Here is a 16,444-nt window from a genome sequence, read left to right as displayed (position 1 = left end):
GCCGATGACTGAGGCCGACATTCCGGCCGTGGACGCCCTGGAAAAAGCCATGTTCCCGGTCGACGCGTGGCCCACGCAGATGTTCTACGACGAACTCGGCCAGACGGACACCCGTTCCTATTACGTGGCTGTGCAGCCGGACGGCAGCGTGGCGGGGTACGCCGGGCTGATGTGTGTGCTGCCCATCGCCGACGTCCAGACCATCGCCGTCTCGGCGGCACAGGAAGGCTCCGGCATTGGCTCCCGGCTGCTCGCCGTGCTGATCGACGAGGCCAAGGAGCGCGGCGCCGATGACGTCCTGCTCGAGGTCCGCGCGGATAATCCCCGGGCCCAGCGCCTCTACCGCTGGTTCGGTTTCGAACAGATCCACCTCCGGCCGCGCTACTACCGCGACGGCGCGGACGCCCTGATCATGCGCCTGGACCTCTCGGCCTGGCAGGGCAGCCCGCAGCGCACCGCCCCCACTCCGAAGGAAGCGTAAATGAACCGCACCGAACCCCTGGTGCTTGGCATCGAATCATCCTGTGACGAAACCGGCGTCGGAATTGTCCGCGGAAACACCCTGCTGGCCAACGCCGTCTCCTCCTCCATGGAGGAGCACGTCCGGTTTGGCGGTGTGATCCCGGAGATCGCGTCCCGCGCCCACCTGGATGCCTTCGTCCCCACGCTCCGGCAGGCCCTGGACGAAGCCGGTGTGGCACTCGAAGACATCGACGCCATCGCCGTCACCTCCGGGCCCGGTCTCGCCGGTGCCCTGATGGTTGGAGTGTGCGCGGCGAAGGCCCTGGCCGTTGCCACCGGCAAGCCGCTGTACGCGATCAATCACCTGGTCGCCCATGTGGGCGTGGGGGTGCTCGACGGCGGTGACCTTCCGGAGAACCTCGGCGCGCTGCTCGTCTCCGGCGGCCACACCGAAATCCTGCGGGTCAAGACACTGACCTCCGACGTCGAACTGCTGGGCTCCACCATCGACGACGCCGCGGGCGAGGCGTATGACAAGGTGGCCCGCATCCTGGGCCTGGGCTATCCCGGAGGTCCGGCGATCGACAGGCTGGCCCGGGAGGGGAATCCGAAGGCGATCCGCTTCCCGCGCGGGCTCACCCAGCCCAAGTACATGGGCAGCGCCGAGGCCCCCGGCCCGCACCGCTATGACTGGTCCTTCTCCGGGCTGAAGACCGCTGTCGCCCGCTGCGTGGAGCAGTACGAAGCCGCCGGGCAGGAACCGCCGGTCGCGGACATCGCGGCGTCCTTCCAGGAGGCCGTGGTGGACGTGATCACCGCAAAGGCCGTTCTGGCCTGCACCGAACACGGGATCACCAACCTGCTGCTTGGCGGGGGAGTGGCAGCGAACTCACGGCTCCGGGAGCTGACCGCAGAACGCTGCGCGGCGGCCGGAATCACCCTGCGGGTACCGCCGATCCGCCTGTGCACCGACAACGGGGCCATGGTGGCCGCGCTCGGAGCGCAGGTGGTGATGGCCGGCGGCGAGCCCTCCGGCGTGGCATTCACGCCCGATCCGTCGCAGCCGGTCACCAGTATCCATCTGCCGGCCTAGCGCCGTCTCGGGGTTTCTTCCCCGGGCAGTGCCGGCCGACTTGGCGGCAAGGCAGAAACGCGGGGTTAGAGCCCTTCGCGGAGCTGGTGGACGCCGTCCAGCACGACGGCGCGGAGGTCGCCGTTGTTTTCCGCGGCGACGCGGCGCTGGCGCTGGTATCCGGCGCCGCGTTCAATGATGCCGGCAACGTCTGCCAGTTCCGCGGTGCAGCCGAGCTTTTCCGCAACCGGCGCCAGTCGCGGCAGGACGTCTTCGAGCAGGTGCTCGGTGACCAGCTTTTCGTTGCCGGCGGCGTCCAGGATGATGATCGCGTCGAGCCCGTAGCGGGCGGCCCGCCACTTGTTTTCCTGTACGTGCCACGGCGGCATGGTGGGAATGGTTCCGCCGTTGTCCAGGATGGTGGAGAACTCGTCCACCAGGCACTGGGTCAGGGCAGCGATGGCCCCGATGTCGGTGGAGGTGGACAGCCCGTCGCAGACCCGCAGCTCAATGGTTCCCAATGCCGGCACCGGCCGGATGTCCCAGCGTATTTCACTGATCGAATCGATCACGCCGGTGGTGAACATGTCCTGCACATAGGACTCGTATTCGCCCCAGGACCGGAACTGGAACGGAAGCCCTGCGGTCGGCAGCTGCTGGAACATCAGCGCCCGCTGTGAGGCGTAGCCGGTGTCATCCCCGGACCAGAACGGCGATGAGGCGGAGAGCGCCTGGAAATGCGGGAAGTAGTTCACGAGGCCGTCGAGCACCGGCAGGACTTTGTCCCGTGAATCCAGGCCAACGTGGACGTGCACACCGTAGATGAGCATCTGCTGCCCCCACCACTGGGTGCGGTCGATCAGTTTCGCGTAGCGTTCCTTGTCCGTCACGGGCTGGGAACGCGGTACGGCAAACGGATGGGTGCCGGCGCAGAACAATTCAACGCCCATCTCATCGGTAACCCGGCGGACAGCGGCCATGGAGCGGGCCAGATCGGCTTTGGCCTCGGCCACGGTGGTGCAGATACCGGTGACCAGTTCCACCGTGTTTTCGAGCAGCTCCTGCTTGATGTGCGGGTGTTCTTCGTCCGCGCTGAGCTCCGGGTCAGCGGCGTTGACCGCACGCAGCACCTGGTCAGCTACTGAGAGAAGCTCCCCGGACTCCCGGTCTACCAGGGCCAGTTCCCACTCAACCCCCAGGGTCGACTGCGGTGAAGCTGCAAACTCAATGTCCAATACGTCTCCTGCTGTGCGTCTCGAATGGATGTCTCCGGTCCGCACCGTTGCGTTCTAAGAGCCGATCCAATCCTAGCCCGCAGGAAAGCCTGCTTTGTTCCGCTGCCAAACCTCCTTCTCCAACCGCCGCAGGCAATAATGATTAGATGCCCATCCTGAACAAAGACATGGTCCTGTGCGTCTCACTGGCCGCCCGGCCGAGCAATATCGGCACCCGGTTCCACAACTATCTTTATGAACAGCTGGGCCTGAACTACATCTACAAGGCTTTTGCGCCGACGGACCTGGCTCAGGCGATCGCCGGGGTGCGCGGCCTGCCGATCCGCGGCGCGGCAGTGTCGATGCCGTACAAGGAAGAAGTCATCGCGCTGGTGGACCGGATGGATGCCTCTGCCGCGGCCATCGACTCCGTGAACACCATCGTGAACGACGACGGCGTCCTCACCGCTTACAACACCGACTACCTGGCCATCGCGCGGCTGCTGGCCGACCACGCGGTCTCACCGGCCAGCTCGGTGCTGCTGCGCGGCTCCGGCGGAATGGCGAAAGCGGTGGCTGCTGCCCTCCGCGACGCCGGATTCTCCGATGTCTGCATCATCGCCCGGAACGAGGGGACCGGCCGGGCGCTGGCGGATCTTTACGATTTTGACTGGCGGGCCGAACCCGGAACGGCGACGGGGGATCTGCTGATCAACGTGACCCCGCTCGGTATGGCCGGAGCCGATGCGCATGTCCAGTCCTATTCCGGCGGAACAGTTGCCGCCGCGCGGACGGTGTTCGACGTCGTCGCGCTCCCGTCGGAAACCCCGCTGATCCAGGCTGCCCGCGCGGCGGGCAAACACGTCATCACGGGCGCCGAGGTCATCGCGATCCAGGCCGAGGAGCAGTTTGTCCTGTATACCGGGGTGCGGCCCACGCCGGAACAGGTCCGTGAAGCCAGCGAGTTCTCACGGAGCTAGCGGTTCGCTGCTGCTGCCAGCCGCCGCCGCCTATTCGACGGCGGCCACCGGTTCGACGACGATCGCGACGCGGTCCTCGCCGATCCGGGTGAGCACCAGGGTGGCCTTGTTCGTGCCCTTGCCGGAGCCGGTGAGCAGCTGCTTGCGCAGTTCCTCCGGAGTCACAGACATGCCGCGCTTCTTGATGTCCAGCACGCCGATGCCGTTGGCCCGCACCCAGGCCTTGAGCGCCTTGACGTTGTACGGCCGGACCTCCAGGATCCGGTACGCGCGGGCAAACGGGGTCTGCAGCAGCTCCGGTCCGGCAATGTAGGCGATCTGCGGATCCAGCAGATGCCCGCCCAGGGTGCGTGCGACGTCGGCGACCAGGCCCGCGCGGATGACTGCGCCGTCGGGCTCATAGAGGTATCCCTCGGCCGGGCCCGTGCGGACGTCCTGGGCACCGGGGACGTAGTCCTCATGCGAGGTCAGTTCAGCAGCTCCGGCCGGCCCGATCACCAGGGCGGCCCGCCGGATCCCGGGGCGGCGCAGCGCGTTGAACCAGAGGGTTGCCTCGGTGACGTCGCCGGCGACGGAGACCCACTGGGCCTCGCAGTTCGCCGGGACTGACTCATGCGGAATTCCCGGCCCCAGCTTCACTCCCACGGGCATCCCGCCGTCGGCAAGGGACTCCACGAAAGACAGCGGCGGCGAAAATGCTTCCGGGTCGAAGATGCGGGAGGTGCCCGACGTCGACGTCGTCCGCCGCGCCGGATCCAGCCAGACGCCGTCGAACCCGGTCAGGTCAAAACTCTCGGCATCTCCCTGGACCACGGTGGCTTCGGGCCAGGGCATGAGGTTGATGGTGGCGACGGCGGCGGTGATCTCATCGAGTTCGACGGCGGTGACCTGCCGGTCCAGTGTGGCCAGCGCCAGGGAATCCGCGCCGATGCCGCAGCCGAGGTCCGCGACCTTCACCAGCCCGGCCTCCTGGAACCGCTGGGCATGCAGGGCCGCGACGTTCAGCCGGGTGGCCTGCTCCAGGCCTGCCGGTGTGAAGAGCATGTGCTCGGCGAACGGACCGAACTTCGCCCGGGCCTTCATCCGCAGCTTCGCCTGGGTCAGGACGGCGGCAACGAGTTCGGGGGAGTGCCCGGCTTTGCGAAGATCGGTGTTCAGCTTCAGCGACTCGGACTCCAGGTACGGGCCAAGGGAGTTCAGCAGGGCCCAGCCCTCGGGGGTCAGGACATGGGCAAGGGAAGTGTCGGGCATGCCTACAAGCCTAGTTCTTCCGCCGGGATAGCTGTTCTCCCCGGCGTCGGCCTGGCATCGGAGTCCGGCAGTCACGCAGGTTCCTTGTAAATTTGAGGATATGACTGACATGGCCGTAGATCCCCTCGACGAACTGCGCCGGCGCACCAGCGTCAAGTGGTGTACCCACCCGCAGGATGTCCTGCCGCTGTTCGTGGCGGAAATGGATTATCCGCTCGCTCCCGCGGTTGCGCGGGCAATGATTGAGCGGATTGAAGCTTCCGACGTCGGGTACGTTGCGGGTCCGGGTCCGCTGGCACCGGCGTTTGCCGGGTTCGCACAGCGGCGCTGGGGCTGGAAAGTCGACCCCGCGCGGATCCGGACCACCACGGATGTCAGCGTCGGCATCGTGGAAGCCCTGCGGCAGGCCATTTCCCCCGGCGCCCAGGTGGTGATCACCCCGCCGGTCTACGCACCGTTCTTCCAGCTGCCCGTCGAGGCGGGCGGGACTGTCAAGGAGGTGCCGCTGCTGGACGACGGCGCCAGTTGGTCCCTGGACCTGGCCGGACTTGAGGCGGCCTTCGCCGGCGGCGCCCAGGCGCTGCTGCTGTGCAACCCGCACAATCCGCTGGGCCTGGTCCACACCCGCGAGGCGCTCGCCGAGGTTGCCCGGCTGGCGCACCGCTACGGCGTAACCGTGGTCAGCGACGAGATCCACGCACCACTGGTTTATTCGGCTGCTGACTTCACGCCGTTCCTGGCGGTCTCGGAAGAGGCCCGTGCCCACGGGGTCTGCGTGACCGCGGCCAGCAAGGGCTGGAACATCGCCGGCGCCAAGTGCGCCGTGGTGGTGGCGGCGGATCCCGCCACACAGCTGCTCCTGGACGGCATGCCGGCTGGAACCGGCTTCCGCACCAGCATCCTCGGCCTGCACGGCACAGCCGCCGCTTTCGCTGAGGGGGAGGAGTGGCTGGATGGTGTCCTGAAAATGCTGGACGGCAACCGCCGCCTCCTGGGCGAGTTGCTGTCCGCAGAACTGCCCGGGGTCAAGTACCGGATGCCCGACGCCGGCTATTTGGCCTGGCTGGATCTGCGCGCCCTGGGCTGGGGCGAGGACCCGGCCGCGGTCGCCCTGGACAAGGCCCGGGTCGCGGTGGAACCGGGGCTCAAGTTCGGCACGGCCGGTGATGGCCATGTGCGGCTGAATTTTGGCTGCGCGCCCGAGGTCCTGGAAGAGGCCGTGCTCCGGCTCGCCCGGGCACGGGAGTCCGGCGCCTGACCCGGCTCAGGCCCGGGACCAAGCCGCGGGTCAGGCGAAGTACACGCCGATCCGGTTGCCTTCGATCTCTTCGATCCGGATGTCGATCTCGTAGATGTCCTTCAGGACCTCCGGCTGCATGATCATCGACGGCGGCCCCTGGTGGAGCAGCTTGCCGTCAGCCATCGCAATGATGTCGTCGGAGTAGCAGGACGCGAAATTGATGTCGTGGATGACCAGGACCACGGTCTTGCCGAGTTCGTCCGTGAGCCGGCGGAGCAGCCGCATCATCTCCACGGAGTGCTTCATGTCCAGGTTGTTCAGCGGTTCATCAAGCAGCAGGTAGTCGGTGTCCTGCGCCAGCACCATGGCGATGAAGGCCCGCTGCCGCTGGCCGCCGGAGAGCTCGTCCACAAACCGGTCCGCCAGGGCGGTCAGGTCCAGGAACGCCATGGCCTGTTCGATCTTCTCGCGGCACTGCGCCGTCGGGCGTCCGCCATTGTGCGGATACCGGCCGAAGCCGACGAGGTCCCTGACGGTCAGGCGGACGGTCAGGTGGTTGTCCTGCCGCAGGATCGCCATCTTCCGGGCCAGGTCCTTGCCGGGGGTGCGGACAACGTCCAGTCCGTCCACGGTCACCGTGCCGGAATCGGCCGGAAGCAGCCGGGCAATCATGGACAGCAGGGTGGACTTGCCGGCACCGTTGGGGCCGATGATTGAGGTGACGCCGCCCTCCTTGATGTGGCAGCTCACCTCATCCACCACGGCGGTGTTCGCGTACGTCTTGGTGACGCCGGTGACCTGGATCATTTGACGGAGCCTTTCAGGAGCAGGATCAGGAAGACGATCCCGCCGACGAATTCGATAACAATGCTCAGGGCCGTGTCGAACGCGAAGATGCGTTCCAGGACCAGCTGCCCGCCCACCAGGGCGATGATGCCGAGCAGGACGGCGATCGGGACCACCGCCGCGTGCTTGAAGTGGGAACAGAGCTGGTAGGCCAGGGACGCCACCAGCAGCCCGAAGAAGGTCACCGGTCCCACCAGGGCGGTCGAGACAGCTACCAGCACTGAACAGATGACGAGGACGATGGTCACCACCCGCTTGTGCTCCACCCCCAGGTTGATGGAGGTTTCCCGGCCCAGGGACAGCACATCCAGCTGGTGGCGCAGCCGCCAAGCCGGAATGCTCACGATTGCCGCGGCGATCAGTGAGTAGCCCAGCAGGGCGCCGTCAACGTTGTTGAAGCTGGCGAAGAACAGGTCCTGCAGAATGATGAACTCGCTCGGCTCGATCAGCCGCTGCAGCAGCGAGGAGACGCCGCGGAACAGGGTGCCCAGCACAATGCCGACCAGCAGCATCAGGTGCAGTGATTTCCCGCCCCCGGTGAAGAGCCAGCGGTAGAGCAGGAAGGAGAAACCCACCATCAGGGCGACTTCCATGCCGTAGCGCAGCGGTTCCGACATGGACAGGACCAGCCCGCCGCCGAACGTAAAGACCAGGACGGTCTGGATGAGCACATAGAGGGCGTCAAAGCCCATGATCGACGGCGTCAGGATCCGGTTGGCGGTCACGGTCTGGAACAGCACGGTGGAGACACCGACGGCGTAGGCCACCAGGATCATCGATCCCACCTTGATGGCGCGGCGGGGCAGCACATAGCCGATGTTCCCGCGCAGGTCGATGGTCATAAAAACGGCGACCAGGACGGCTGCGGCCACCGACAGCAGGATGATCCAGAAGCGGGGGGAGAGAGTACGGACCGGACGGCGGCGCTGGGCAGTGAGGGCGGAAGGGAGGGCACTGACGGGACTGCTAGGCACGGGCGGAGCGCTTTCTCAGGAGCAGGTAGAGGAACAGGGCGCTGCCGATGGCGGACACGATGACTCCGACCGGGATCTCATAGGGGTAGCGGATGGTCCGGCCGATGATGTCGCAGGCGAGGACGAAGCCTGCCCCGAAGATCGCGACCCAGGGGATGGCACGGCGGACGTTGTCTCCGATCAGCAGGGAGACCAGGTTGGGAACGATCAGCCCCAGGAACGGAACCGATCCGACGCTCACCACAACCACGGCGCTGATCAGCGAAACGATGATGAGGCCCAGGGTCATGACCCGGTTGTAGTTCAGGCCCAGGTTGGTGGTGAAATCCTGGCCCATACCGGCAACGGTGAACCGGTCGGCTGCGAGGTAGCCGATGAGCGTCAGCGCGCCGACGATCCAGAGCAGCTCGTAGCGTCCGCGCAGCACCCCGGAGAAATCGCCGGTCATCCAGGAGTTCAGGGTCTGCAGCAGATCGAACCGGTAGGCGAAAAAAGTGGTGACGGCGGCAATCACGCCGCCGAGCATGATTCCCACGAGCGGGACGATCAGGGTGTTTCGCAGCGGAATGCGGCGCAGGACCAGCAGGAAGAGTGCCGTGCCGGCCACGGCAAATACTGTCGCGGTGGACATTTTCAGGAAGAGGGAAGCACCCGGCAGGAAAACGGTGACCACCAGGATGCCCAGGGACGCGGACTCCACTGTGCCCACGGTGGAGGGTTCCACGAACTTGTTGCGTGCCATCAGCTGCATGATGAGCCCGGCCACGCTCAGTGCCATACCGGCCAGGATGATGCTCAGCGTCCGGGGGACCCGGCTGATCCAGAAGATATCCCAGGCATGTTCGTCACCGGCAAGCAGGGAGCCCAGCGAAACGTCGCTGACGCCAACAAACATGCTGACGACGGCGAGCACCAGGACGGCGGTTCCCCCCAGGATCAGCATGGCTGCGGGGCCCGGGAACCGCCGTCGTCCGGAAACGGCAGCGGCCCCGGCGGGTGCCGGAGCTGCGGGGGGAGTAATCGTGGTCATAGCGTGTCCGTCTCCCTCAGCGGCCGGCCTTCCCGCTGGGGGAAGGCCGGCCGGCAAGGATCTAGCAGGTGGTGTGGACGGTCTAGGCGATGCCGTCCTGGACAGCGCTGACCATGGCGTCAACGTTATTCAGGCCGTAGCCCACGAGGTACCAGCTGGAGGAATCGAGCATGGTGATGTTGTCGTTCTGGGCAGCCTTGGTGCCCTTGACCAGTTCGTTGTCCAGTACTGCTGAGGCAACTTCGCCGGCGTTGCCCACTGCGACGTCGCGGTCGATGACGAACAGGTGGTCCGGGTTGACCTCGGCCACGTATTCGAAGGACACGGATTCGCCGTGCTGGGCTTCGGACTTGATGTCCGCAGCGGTGGCGACACCGAGGACGTCGTGGATCAGGCCGAAACGGGAGCCGGCGCCGTAGGCAGTCATTTCACCGCCGCTGGTCAGGACGATCAGGCCGTTGCCTGCGTCTGCTGCGGTGGCCTTGGTTTCTTCGACCTTGGCGTCCAGGGCAGCAAGCTTCTCTTCAACTTCGGCTTCCTTGCCGAAGATCTCACCGATGATTTCGGTGTTCGAGATGAAGGAATTCCACGGATCCGCAGCGTCGGTGCTGACGTTGATCGTGGGAGCGATCTTGCTCAGTTCCTCATAGGAATCGGATACCCGGCCGGACATGATGATCAGGTCGGGGGCGCCGGCGCTGATGGCCTCGAAATCGGGCTCCTTCATGCTGCCGATCTTGGCGTAGTCATCCGAGCCGTACTTGGACAAGCTTTCGGGGAAATTTGCGGCAGGGACACCGTCCACCTCGATGCCAAGGGCATCCAGGGTGTCCAGGGCGCCCAGATCGAAGGTGTAGACCGTCTCCGGGTTGACCGGAACTTCGGTGGTTCCCTGCGTGTGCTCGACGGTGACGGTGGTGGGCTCGGCAGCTGCCGGCTCGGCGGCAGCTTCGGTTTCCTGGCCGCACGCGCTCACGGCAAGCAGGGACACGAGGGCGGTTCCGGCAAGCAGCCGGGACTTCAGGGTCGTCTTCACGAGTGGGTGCTCCAGTTTGTTTCTCAAAGGATGCGCCGCCTGCCGGATGCCTCCGCCATTAGGACACAAAATCGTTGGCTAATTTTTGCGCGCCCTTGAAAACTATCCGGTTAGGCAAGGCTAAGCAACTTGAGGGCGGCGTGCAGGTAACAGAAAGCCGGGCTGCCGCCGGGGCGCCCGAGGCACGCACTTACGGTTCCCTCAAGGATTGTTGGCACTCACCTTGACCGAGTGCTAACGGTTGCATAAAGTCGGACCTAGCACTCGCCATGTGAGGGTGCTAACTCCTGAGGGAAGCGTTCACCGGCACCCGCGACGACGGCAAGCGCCTACCGACGGTCCACAAACCCGTTAGTAACTAAGCAAAGGAGAGCCCGAGTGTCGGTCTCTATTAAGCCCCTTGAGGATCGCATCGTTGTTCGCCCGCTCGAAGCTGAGCAGACCACGGCCTCCGGCCTGGTCATCCCGGACACCGCAAAGGAAAAGCCGCAGGAAGGCGAAGTCGTAGCAGTCGGCCCCGGCCGCGTAGACGACAACGGCAACCGTGTGCCGATCGATGTCGCCGAAGGCGACGTCGTCATCTACTCCAAGTACGGCGGAACCGAGGTCAAGCAGGGCGGCCAGGAATACCTGGTGCTCTCCGCACGCGACGTGCTGGCCATCGTCGTCAAGTAATTATTTGAAGACCCCGGCCAGATTCGGCCGGGGTTTTCTTTTGTAGATGCAGATGTAGTTGTCGGAAAGGACACACACATGGCAAAGCAGTTGGAGTTCAACGACTCCGCCCGTCGTTCACTGGAAGCCGGTGTCGACAAGCTCGCCAACACGGTCAAGGTCACCCTCGGCCCGCGCGGCCGCAACGTTGTGCTCGCCAAGACATGGGGCGCACCCACCATCACCAACGACGGCGTCACGATCGCCCGCGAAGTTGAGCTGGACGACCCGTATGAGAACCTTGGCGCGCAGCTGGCCAAGGAAGTCGCCACCAAGACCAACGACGTCGCCGGTGACGGCACCACCACCGCCACCGTCCTGGCCCAGGCCCTCGTGAAGGAAGGCCTGCGCAACGTGGCAGCCGGCGCAGCGCCGGGCGCCCTCAAGCACGGCATCGAAACTGCCGTCGAGGCCGTCGCCGCGCGCCTGCTGGAAAACGCCCAGGAAGTCGAGGGCAACCAGGTTGCCCACGTCGCCGCCATCTCCGCGCAGAGCGAAGAAATCGGCGAACTGCTGGCCAAGGCTTTCGACACGGTCGGCAAGGACGGCGTCATCACGATCGAAGAGTCCTCTTCGACGTCCACCGAACTGGTCATCACCGAAGGCATGCAGTTCGACAAGGGCTACCTCTCGCCCTACTTCGTGACCGACCCGGAACGCCAGGAAGCCGTCCTCGAAGACGCGCTGATCCTGATCAACTCCGGCAAGATCTCTTCGGTCGCCGAGTTCCTTCCCCTGCTGGAGAAGGCACTGCAGGCTTCCAAGCCGCTGTTCATCATTGCCGAAGATGTTGACGGTGAAGCCCTGTCCACCCTGGTGGTCAACAAGATCCGCGGCACGCTGAACGTGGTTGCTGTTAAGGCTCCGGGCTTCGGCGACCGCCGCAAGGCCATGATGCAGGACATCGCGACCCTCACCGGCGCGCAGGTCGTGTCTCCGGACCTCGGCCTGAAGCTGGACCAGGTTGGCCTTGAGGTGCTGGGCTCTGCCCGCCGCATCACGGTCACCAAGGATCACACGACCATCGTCGACGGCTCGGGTTCCGAAGCTGACGTCGCGGACCGCGTGGCCCAGATCCGTGCCGAAATCGAGCGCACGGATTCCGACTGGGACCGCGAGAAGCTCCAGGAGCGCCTGGCTAAGCTCTCCGGCGGCATCGGCGTCATCAAGGTCGGCGCCGCAACCGAAGTTGAGCTGAAGGAAAAGAAGCACCGGATCGAAGACGCCGTGTCCTCGACCCGTGCCGCCTTGGAAGAAGGCATCGTGGCCGGCGGCGGTTCCGCGCTGGTCCACGCTGCCCGCGCCCTGGACACCGATGCCAACGTCACCAAGCTCGAAGGCGACGCCGCCACCGCGGTGGGCCTGGTCCGCCGCGCCCTGGCGCAGCCGCTGCGCTGGATCGCCGAGAACGCCGGTGCCGAAGGCATGGTTGTTGTTTCCAAGGTAGGTGAGCTCGAAGTCAACAACGGCTTCAACGCGGCCACCGGCGAGTACGTCAACCTGATCGAAGCCGGCGTCATCGACCCGGTCAAGGTCACCCGGTCGGCGCTGCGCAACGCTGCTTCGATCGCTGCCCTGGTCCTCACGACCGAGGCGCTGGTTGTTGAAAAGCCCTCCGATGAGGGCGATGACCACGGTCACCAGCACTAGTTTCAGCTGAGCAAAAAGGCCCGGCCAGGCGCAGGATTTCTGCGTTCGGCCGGGCCTGTTTGTGTCCTGCGTCCCGTGGCTGGGCACGGCGTGGATTCCAGCTCTGTGCGAACGGCAGGTAAACTCTTGCGGTATTTACCATGTCGAAAGGACACCCGCAAGTGTCAGCACCTGAGCAGCACGCTGCCGCTTCGCGCAAAGCCGCCCGCCCCGAAGCAGCAGCGAAGTCCGGCACCACCGCCACCCCGGCGGCATCAGCCCCCACGGAACGGCGCTACCGCCCCGAAGTCCAGGGCCTCCGAGCCCTCGCCGTGGTGCTGGTGGTCCTCTACCACGTGTGGCTTGGGCGGGTTTCCGGGGGAGTGGACATCTTCCTGCTGATTTCGGCCTTCCTGCTCACCGGTTCCTTCGTCCGCAAGGCCGAAACCGGCCGCGCACTGGCCCTGGGCCGCTACTGGCTGCACCTGTTCAAGCGCCTGCTGCCCGCCGTCGTCGTTGTGCTGCTTGCCGTCCTTACGGCCGCCGCTTCCCTCCTGCCTGCCAGCGCGTGGCAGGACGTCATCGGCCAGGCATGGTCCTCGCTCTTCTATGTCCAGAACTGGACCCTGGCCAACAACGCCGTGGACTACCTGGCCGCGGACCACAGCGCCGCGAGCCCGCTCCAGCATTTCTGGTCCCTGTCCATTCAGGGCCAGGTCTTTATCCTCTGGCCGCTGATCTTCGCCGCAGCCCTCCCGGCGGCCAAGCTGCTCCGGCGCAGCTACCGGTCAGTGCTGGCCGTGACCTTCGGCACCATTTTCGCTGCCTCGCTGGTGTTCTCGATCTGGGAAACCAGCACCAACCAGGCCTACGCGTACTTCGATACCCGGACCAGGCTCTGGGAGTTCGCGCTCGGCTCACTGCTGGCGCTTGCCCTGCCTTACCTGCAGCTGGACCGCCGCCTGCGGATCGTCCTGGGCTGGGTGGGTGTGGCCGCCATGCTCAGCTGCGGCATCATCCTGCAGGTCCAGCAGCAGTTCCCGGGCTACCTGGCGCTGTGGCCCACCCTTGCCGCAGCCATGATCATCACCGCCGGAGACACCGGCAGCAGCCGGGGTGCGGACCGCTGGCTGAAGGCAAAACCGCTGGTGAAGCTGGGGGACAACTCCTACGCCCTCTATCTCTGGCACTGGCCCATCCTGGTCTTCTGGCTCGTCGCCTCCGGGCAGCAGAATGCCGGCATCATCGACGGCGCGGTGGTCATCGCGGTCTCCCTGGTGCTGGCGGTCCTGACAACCAAGCTGGTCGAAGGTCCGCTGCGCGGCTGGTCCTGGCCCGAAGCCTCGTCCTGGCGCTCCGCCGTCGTCCTCGCTGCGTCGTTTGCCGTGGTCGCGGCACCGCTGGCGGGCTGGCAGGCCAAGGTCACCGCGGACGCCGAAGCCGTCCGGCTGCAGAGCATTGCGGACAACCCGGGCGCCCTGGCGCTGGATCCGTCCTTCGAATTCGCCGCCTCCACCAGCGCCCTGGTGAAGCCTTCGCCGGCGGACATGGACCAGGAATGGGCGCAGCTGGACGAGTCCTGCGGAGCGGATTTCGCGCCCGCGGATGACTCCGTCCTGGCGGACTCCTGCAAGCAGATCGGCAGCGCCGAGGGGGCCGAAAAGACCATTGTGGTCCTGGGCGACTCGCACTCCATGCAGTGGTCCGCGGCTCTGCGGCCGATTGCGCTGGCCAATGACTGGCACGTGGTCACTGTCCTGAAAATGGGCTGCCGCTACGGCGGTGAGGATCCGGAACGCTCACCGGAATGCAACGCGTTCAACCAGGCGGCCAGGGACTACGTCCTGGAAAAGGTGCCCGACGCAGTGTTCACCGTGGCTTCGGTCACCAAGGAATCCCGTCCTGATGAAATGCTGGCCGGAGGCTACGACGAGGGTGTGCGCGGCTTCGCTGAAGCAGGAATCTCCGTGCTGGCCATGCGGGATAACCCGCGGTTCGAATTCGATATGTTCAAGTGCCTGGAAGAGAACGGTTTCGCGGCCGACGCGTGCCAGGTGCCGCGAGGCGACGTCCTGGCGGACGTCTCGCCGCTGGAAGGGCTGGAGGAACGGATTCCCGGCGTCCAGGTCCTGGATATGTCCGATCTGCTCTGCATTGACGGCACCTGCCCGGGAATCATCGGGAATGTGATCGTCTATAAGGACCATGACCACCTCAACCGCACCTACATGGAGACCACGTCCCATGTGCTGGCCGAACGCATCCTCGAAGCCACCGGCTGGGAGGGGACCACGGTCCCGGAGTCGGCCTAGCCGGTGCCGGGCGGGAGAAGCCCCGGGAATAGGGTGCCCCGCCGGTTTCGTTCTACGATTGAATGTAACGCGGCCGTGATGCTCCGGCCCTCCCCACACTCTCCGGTCCTGAAAGAGGCGCGAACTTGAGCCAGCAGTCCCCAGAACACGATCCGTTCGGCTTCGTCGGTCTTACCTACGACGATGTCCTCCTGCTGCCCGGCCCCACGGACGTGATCCCGTCCGAAGCTGACACCAGCTCCCGCCTCAGCAAGCGGATCACGGTCCAGACCCCGCTGCTGTCCGCCGCAATGGACACCGTGACCGAATCCCGGATGGCCATCGCCATGGCGCGCCACGGTGGCCTCGGGGTGATCCACCGCAACCTGTCCATCACCGACCAGGCTGAGCACGTGGACCGCGTCAAGCGCAGCGAATCCGGCATGATCACCAACCCGGTCACGATCTACCCGGAAGCAACGCTGGCGGAACTCGATGACCTGTGCGCACACTTCCGCGTCTCCGGCCTGCCCGTCGTGGATCCGGACAACAAGCTCCTGGGCATCGTGACCAACCGCGACACCCGCTTCATCCCGCGCTCCGAGTACGCCACCCGCACGGTCGGGGAAGTCATGACCCGGATGCCGCTGATCACCGGACGCGTGGGCATCACGCCCGAGGAAACCGTCGAGTTGCTCGGCAAGAACCGGATTGAAAAACTGCCGCTGGTGGACGACGCCGGCCGACTGCAGGGCCTGATCACGGTCAAGGACTTTGACAAGGCCGAGCAGTACCCGCTGGCCACCAAGGACGACGAGGGCCGGCTCCGTGTCGGTGCCGCCGTCGGGTTCTTTGGCGACGGCTACGAGCGGGCGATGACGCTGGTCGAGGCCGGCGTCGACATCCTGGTTGTGGACACCGCCAACGGCCACAGTGCAGGCGTCCTGGAGATGATTGCCCGGCTGAAGAAGGACCCGGCTGCCGCGCACGTCGACGTCATCGGCGGGCAGGCCGCCACCCGTGAGGGCGCACAGGCCCTGATCGACGCCGGTGCGGACGCCATCAAGGTGGGCGTGGGCCCGGGCTCCATCTGCACCACCCGCGTTGTTGCCGGTGTTGGCGTCCCGCAGATCACTGCCATCTACGAAGCCGCCAAGGCAGCCATTCCCGCAGGCGTCCCGGTGATCGCCGACGGCGGTCTGCAGTACTCCGGCGACATCGGCAAGGCCATCGTGGCCGGCGCTGACACCGTGATGCTCGGCGGTCTGCTGGCCGGCTCGGCCGAGAGCCCCGGCGACCTTGTCTTCGTCAACGGCAAGCAGTTCAAGACCTACCGCGGCATGGGGTCCCTCGGCGCCATGCAGACCCGCGGCAAGAACACGTCCTACTCCAAGGACCGCTACTTCCAGGCAGACGTCCCCAGCGACGAGAAGCTGATCCCGGAAGGCATCGAAGGCCAGGTGCCGTACCGCGGCCCGCTCTCCGCCGTCGCGCACCAGCTGGTCGGCGGCCTGCGCCAGACCATGTTCTACACCGGCGCGCACACTATTCCCGAGCTCAAGGCTAAGGGGCGGTTCGTCCGGATCACCCCCGCCGGGCTGAAGGAATCCCATCCGCACGACATCATGATGACCGCCGAGGCGCCGAACTACGGCCGCCGCTAGGCACCTGCTCCATGACGAAGCGGGCACCGTTCCACAGGGAC

Annotated in this window: 14 protein-coding genes; 8 read left to right on the top strand and 6 right to left on the bottom strand. The window is 65.8% G+C overall.

Going from position 1 to position 16,444, the window contains the following annotated elements; genetic code table 11:
- Positions 1-4 precede the first annotated feature (4 nt).
- Positions 5-481: a ribosomal protein S18-alanine N-acetyltransferase gene (gene rimI / locus ArtHe_RS10255; RefSeq protein ID WP_248319743.1), complete on the top strand. Its 477-nt coding sequence runs from the start codon at positions 5-7 to the stop codon at positions 479-481.
- Positions 482-1,555 carry a tRNA (adenosine(37)-N6)-threonylcarbamoyltransferase complex transferase subunit TsaD gene (tsaD, locus tag ArtHe_RS10250; protein ID WP_248316710.1) on the top strand — a complete coding sequence of 358 codons (1,074 nt, stop codon included), beginning with the start codon at positions 482-484 and terminating at the stop codon, positions 1,553-1,555.
- Between the two features lie 65 nt (positions 1,556-1,620).
- Here the strand turns inward: tsaD and ArtHe_RS10245 are convergent, their stop codons facing one another.
- Entirely contained in the window at positions 1,621-2,769 is a 1,149-nt protein-coding gene (locus tag ArtHe_RS10245) for a glutamate--cysteine ligase (RefSeq protein ID WP_248316709.1), read from the bottom strand.
- Positions 2,770-2,915: 146 nt separating this feature from the next.
- On the opposite strand from ArtHe_RS10245, the gene ArtHe_RS10240 reads away from it, so the two are divergent.
- Positions 2,916-3,728, top strand: coding sequence for a shikimate 5-dehydrogenase (locus ArtHe_RS10240; protein WP_248316708.1), 813 nt, complete (start codon positions 2,916-2,918; stop codon positions 3,726-3,728).
- 30 nt (positions 3,729-3,758) lie between these two features.
- On the opposite strand, the gene ArtHe_RS10235 is transcribed toward ArtHe_RS10240, so the two are convergent.
- Positions 3,759-4,979 (bottom strand): class I SAM-dependent methyltransferase, encoded by a 1,221-nt coding sequence (locus ArtHe_RS10235; protein WP_248316707.1) that lies wholly within the window; start codon positions 4,977-4,979, stop codon positions 3,759-3,761.
- 109 nt (positions 4,980-5,088) lie between these two features.
- Here ArtHe_RS10235 and ArtHe_RS10230 point away from each other — a divergent pair, with 109 nt between their 5' ends.
- The gene (locus ArtHe_RS10230; protein WP_349238350.1) at positions 5,089-6,237 is read left to right on the top strand and encodes an aminotransferase class I/II-fold pyridoxal phosphate-dependent enzyme; all 1,149 of its coding nucleotides are present in this window, start codon (positions 5,089-5,091) and stop codon (positions 6,235-6,237) included.
- 30 nt (positions 6,238-6,267) lie between these two features.
- Here the strand turns inward: ArtHe_RS10230 and ArtHe_RS10225 are convergent, their stop codons facing one another.
- The 4 genes from ArtHe_RS10225 to ArtHe_RS10210 form a co-directional block, all read right to left on the bottom strand.
- A complete protein-coding gene (locus ArtHe_RS10225; RefSeq protein WP_066295823.1) occupies positions 6,268-7,026 on the bottom strand; it encodes an ATP-binding cassette domain-containing protein in 759 nt (252 codons plus the stop codon).
- Entirely contained in the window at positions 7,023-8,039 is a 1,017-nt protein-coding gene (locus ArtHe_RS10220) for an iron chelate uptake ABC transporter family permease subunit (protein ID WP_248316705.1), read from the bottom strand. The genes ArtHe_RS10225 and ArtHe_RS10220 overlap by 4 nt, the downstream gene beginning before the upstream one ends.
- Entirely contained in the window at positions 8,032-9,069 is a 1,038-nt protein-coding gene (locus ArtHe_RS10215) for an ABC transporter permease (RefSeq protein ID WP_248316704.1), read from the bottom strand. Before ArtHe_RS10215 ends, ArtHe_RS10220 begins: the two co-directional genes overlap by 8 nt.
- 82 nt (positions 9,070-9,151) lie before the next feature.
- Entirely contained in the window at positions 9,152-10,105 is a 954-nt protein-coding gene (locus ArtHe_RS10210; protein ID WP_248316703.1) for a siderophore ABC transporter substrate-binding protein, read from the bottom strand.
- Between the two features lie 378 nt (positions 10,106-10,483).
- Here ArtHe_RS10210 and groES point away from each other — a divergent pair, with 378 nt between their 5' ends.
- From groES to guaB, 4 genes are all read left to right on the top strand, one after another.
- Positions 10,484-10,780 carry a co-chaperone GroES gene (gene groES / locus ArtHe_RS10205; RefSeq protein ID WP_055239413.1) on the top strand — a complete coding sequence of 99 codons (297 nt, stop codon included), beginning with the start codon at positions 10,484-10,486 and terminating at the stop codon, positions 10,778-10,780.
- 78 nt (positions 10,781-10,858) lie between these two features.
- On the top strand, positions 10,859-12,469 hold the full coding sequence (groL, locus tag ArtHe_RS10200) for a chaperonin GroEL (RefSeq protein ID WP_066295821.1): 1,611 nt from the start codon (positions 10,859-10,861) through the stop codon (positions 12,467-12,469).
- Positions 12,470-12,630: 161 nt separating this feature from the next.
- Positions 12,631-14,760 carry an acyltransferase family protein gene (locus ArtHe_RS10195; RefSeq protein WP_248316702.1) on the top strand — a complete coding sequence of 710 codons (2,130 nt, stop codon included), beginning with the start codon at positions 12,631-12,633 and terminating at the stop codon, positions 14,758-14,760.
- A gap of 125 nt (positions 14,761-14,885) precedes the next feature.
- Entirely contained in the window at positions 14,886-16,403 is a 1,518-nt protein-coding gene (gene guaB, locus ArtHe_RS10190) for an IMP dehydrogenase (RefSeq protein WP_248316701.1), read from the top strand.
- Positions 16,404-16,444: the final 41 nt, after the last annotated feature.

Source organism: Arthrobacter sp. Helios, from assembly GCF_023167125.1.
GTDB lineage: Bacteria > Actinomycetota > Actinomycetes > Actinomycetales > Micrococcaceae > Arthrobacter_B > Arthrobacter_B luteolus.
Note: the sequence above shows the minus strand (reverse complement) of the source record. Positions and strands in the feature narration are given on the sequence as shown.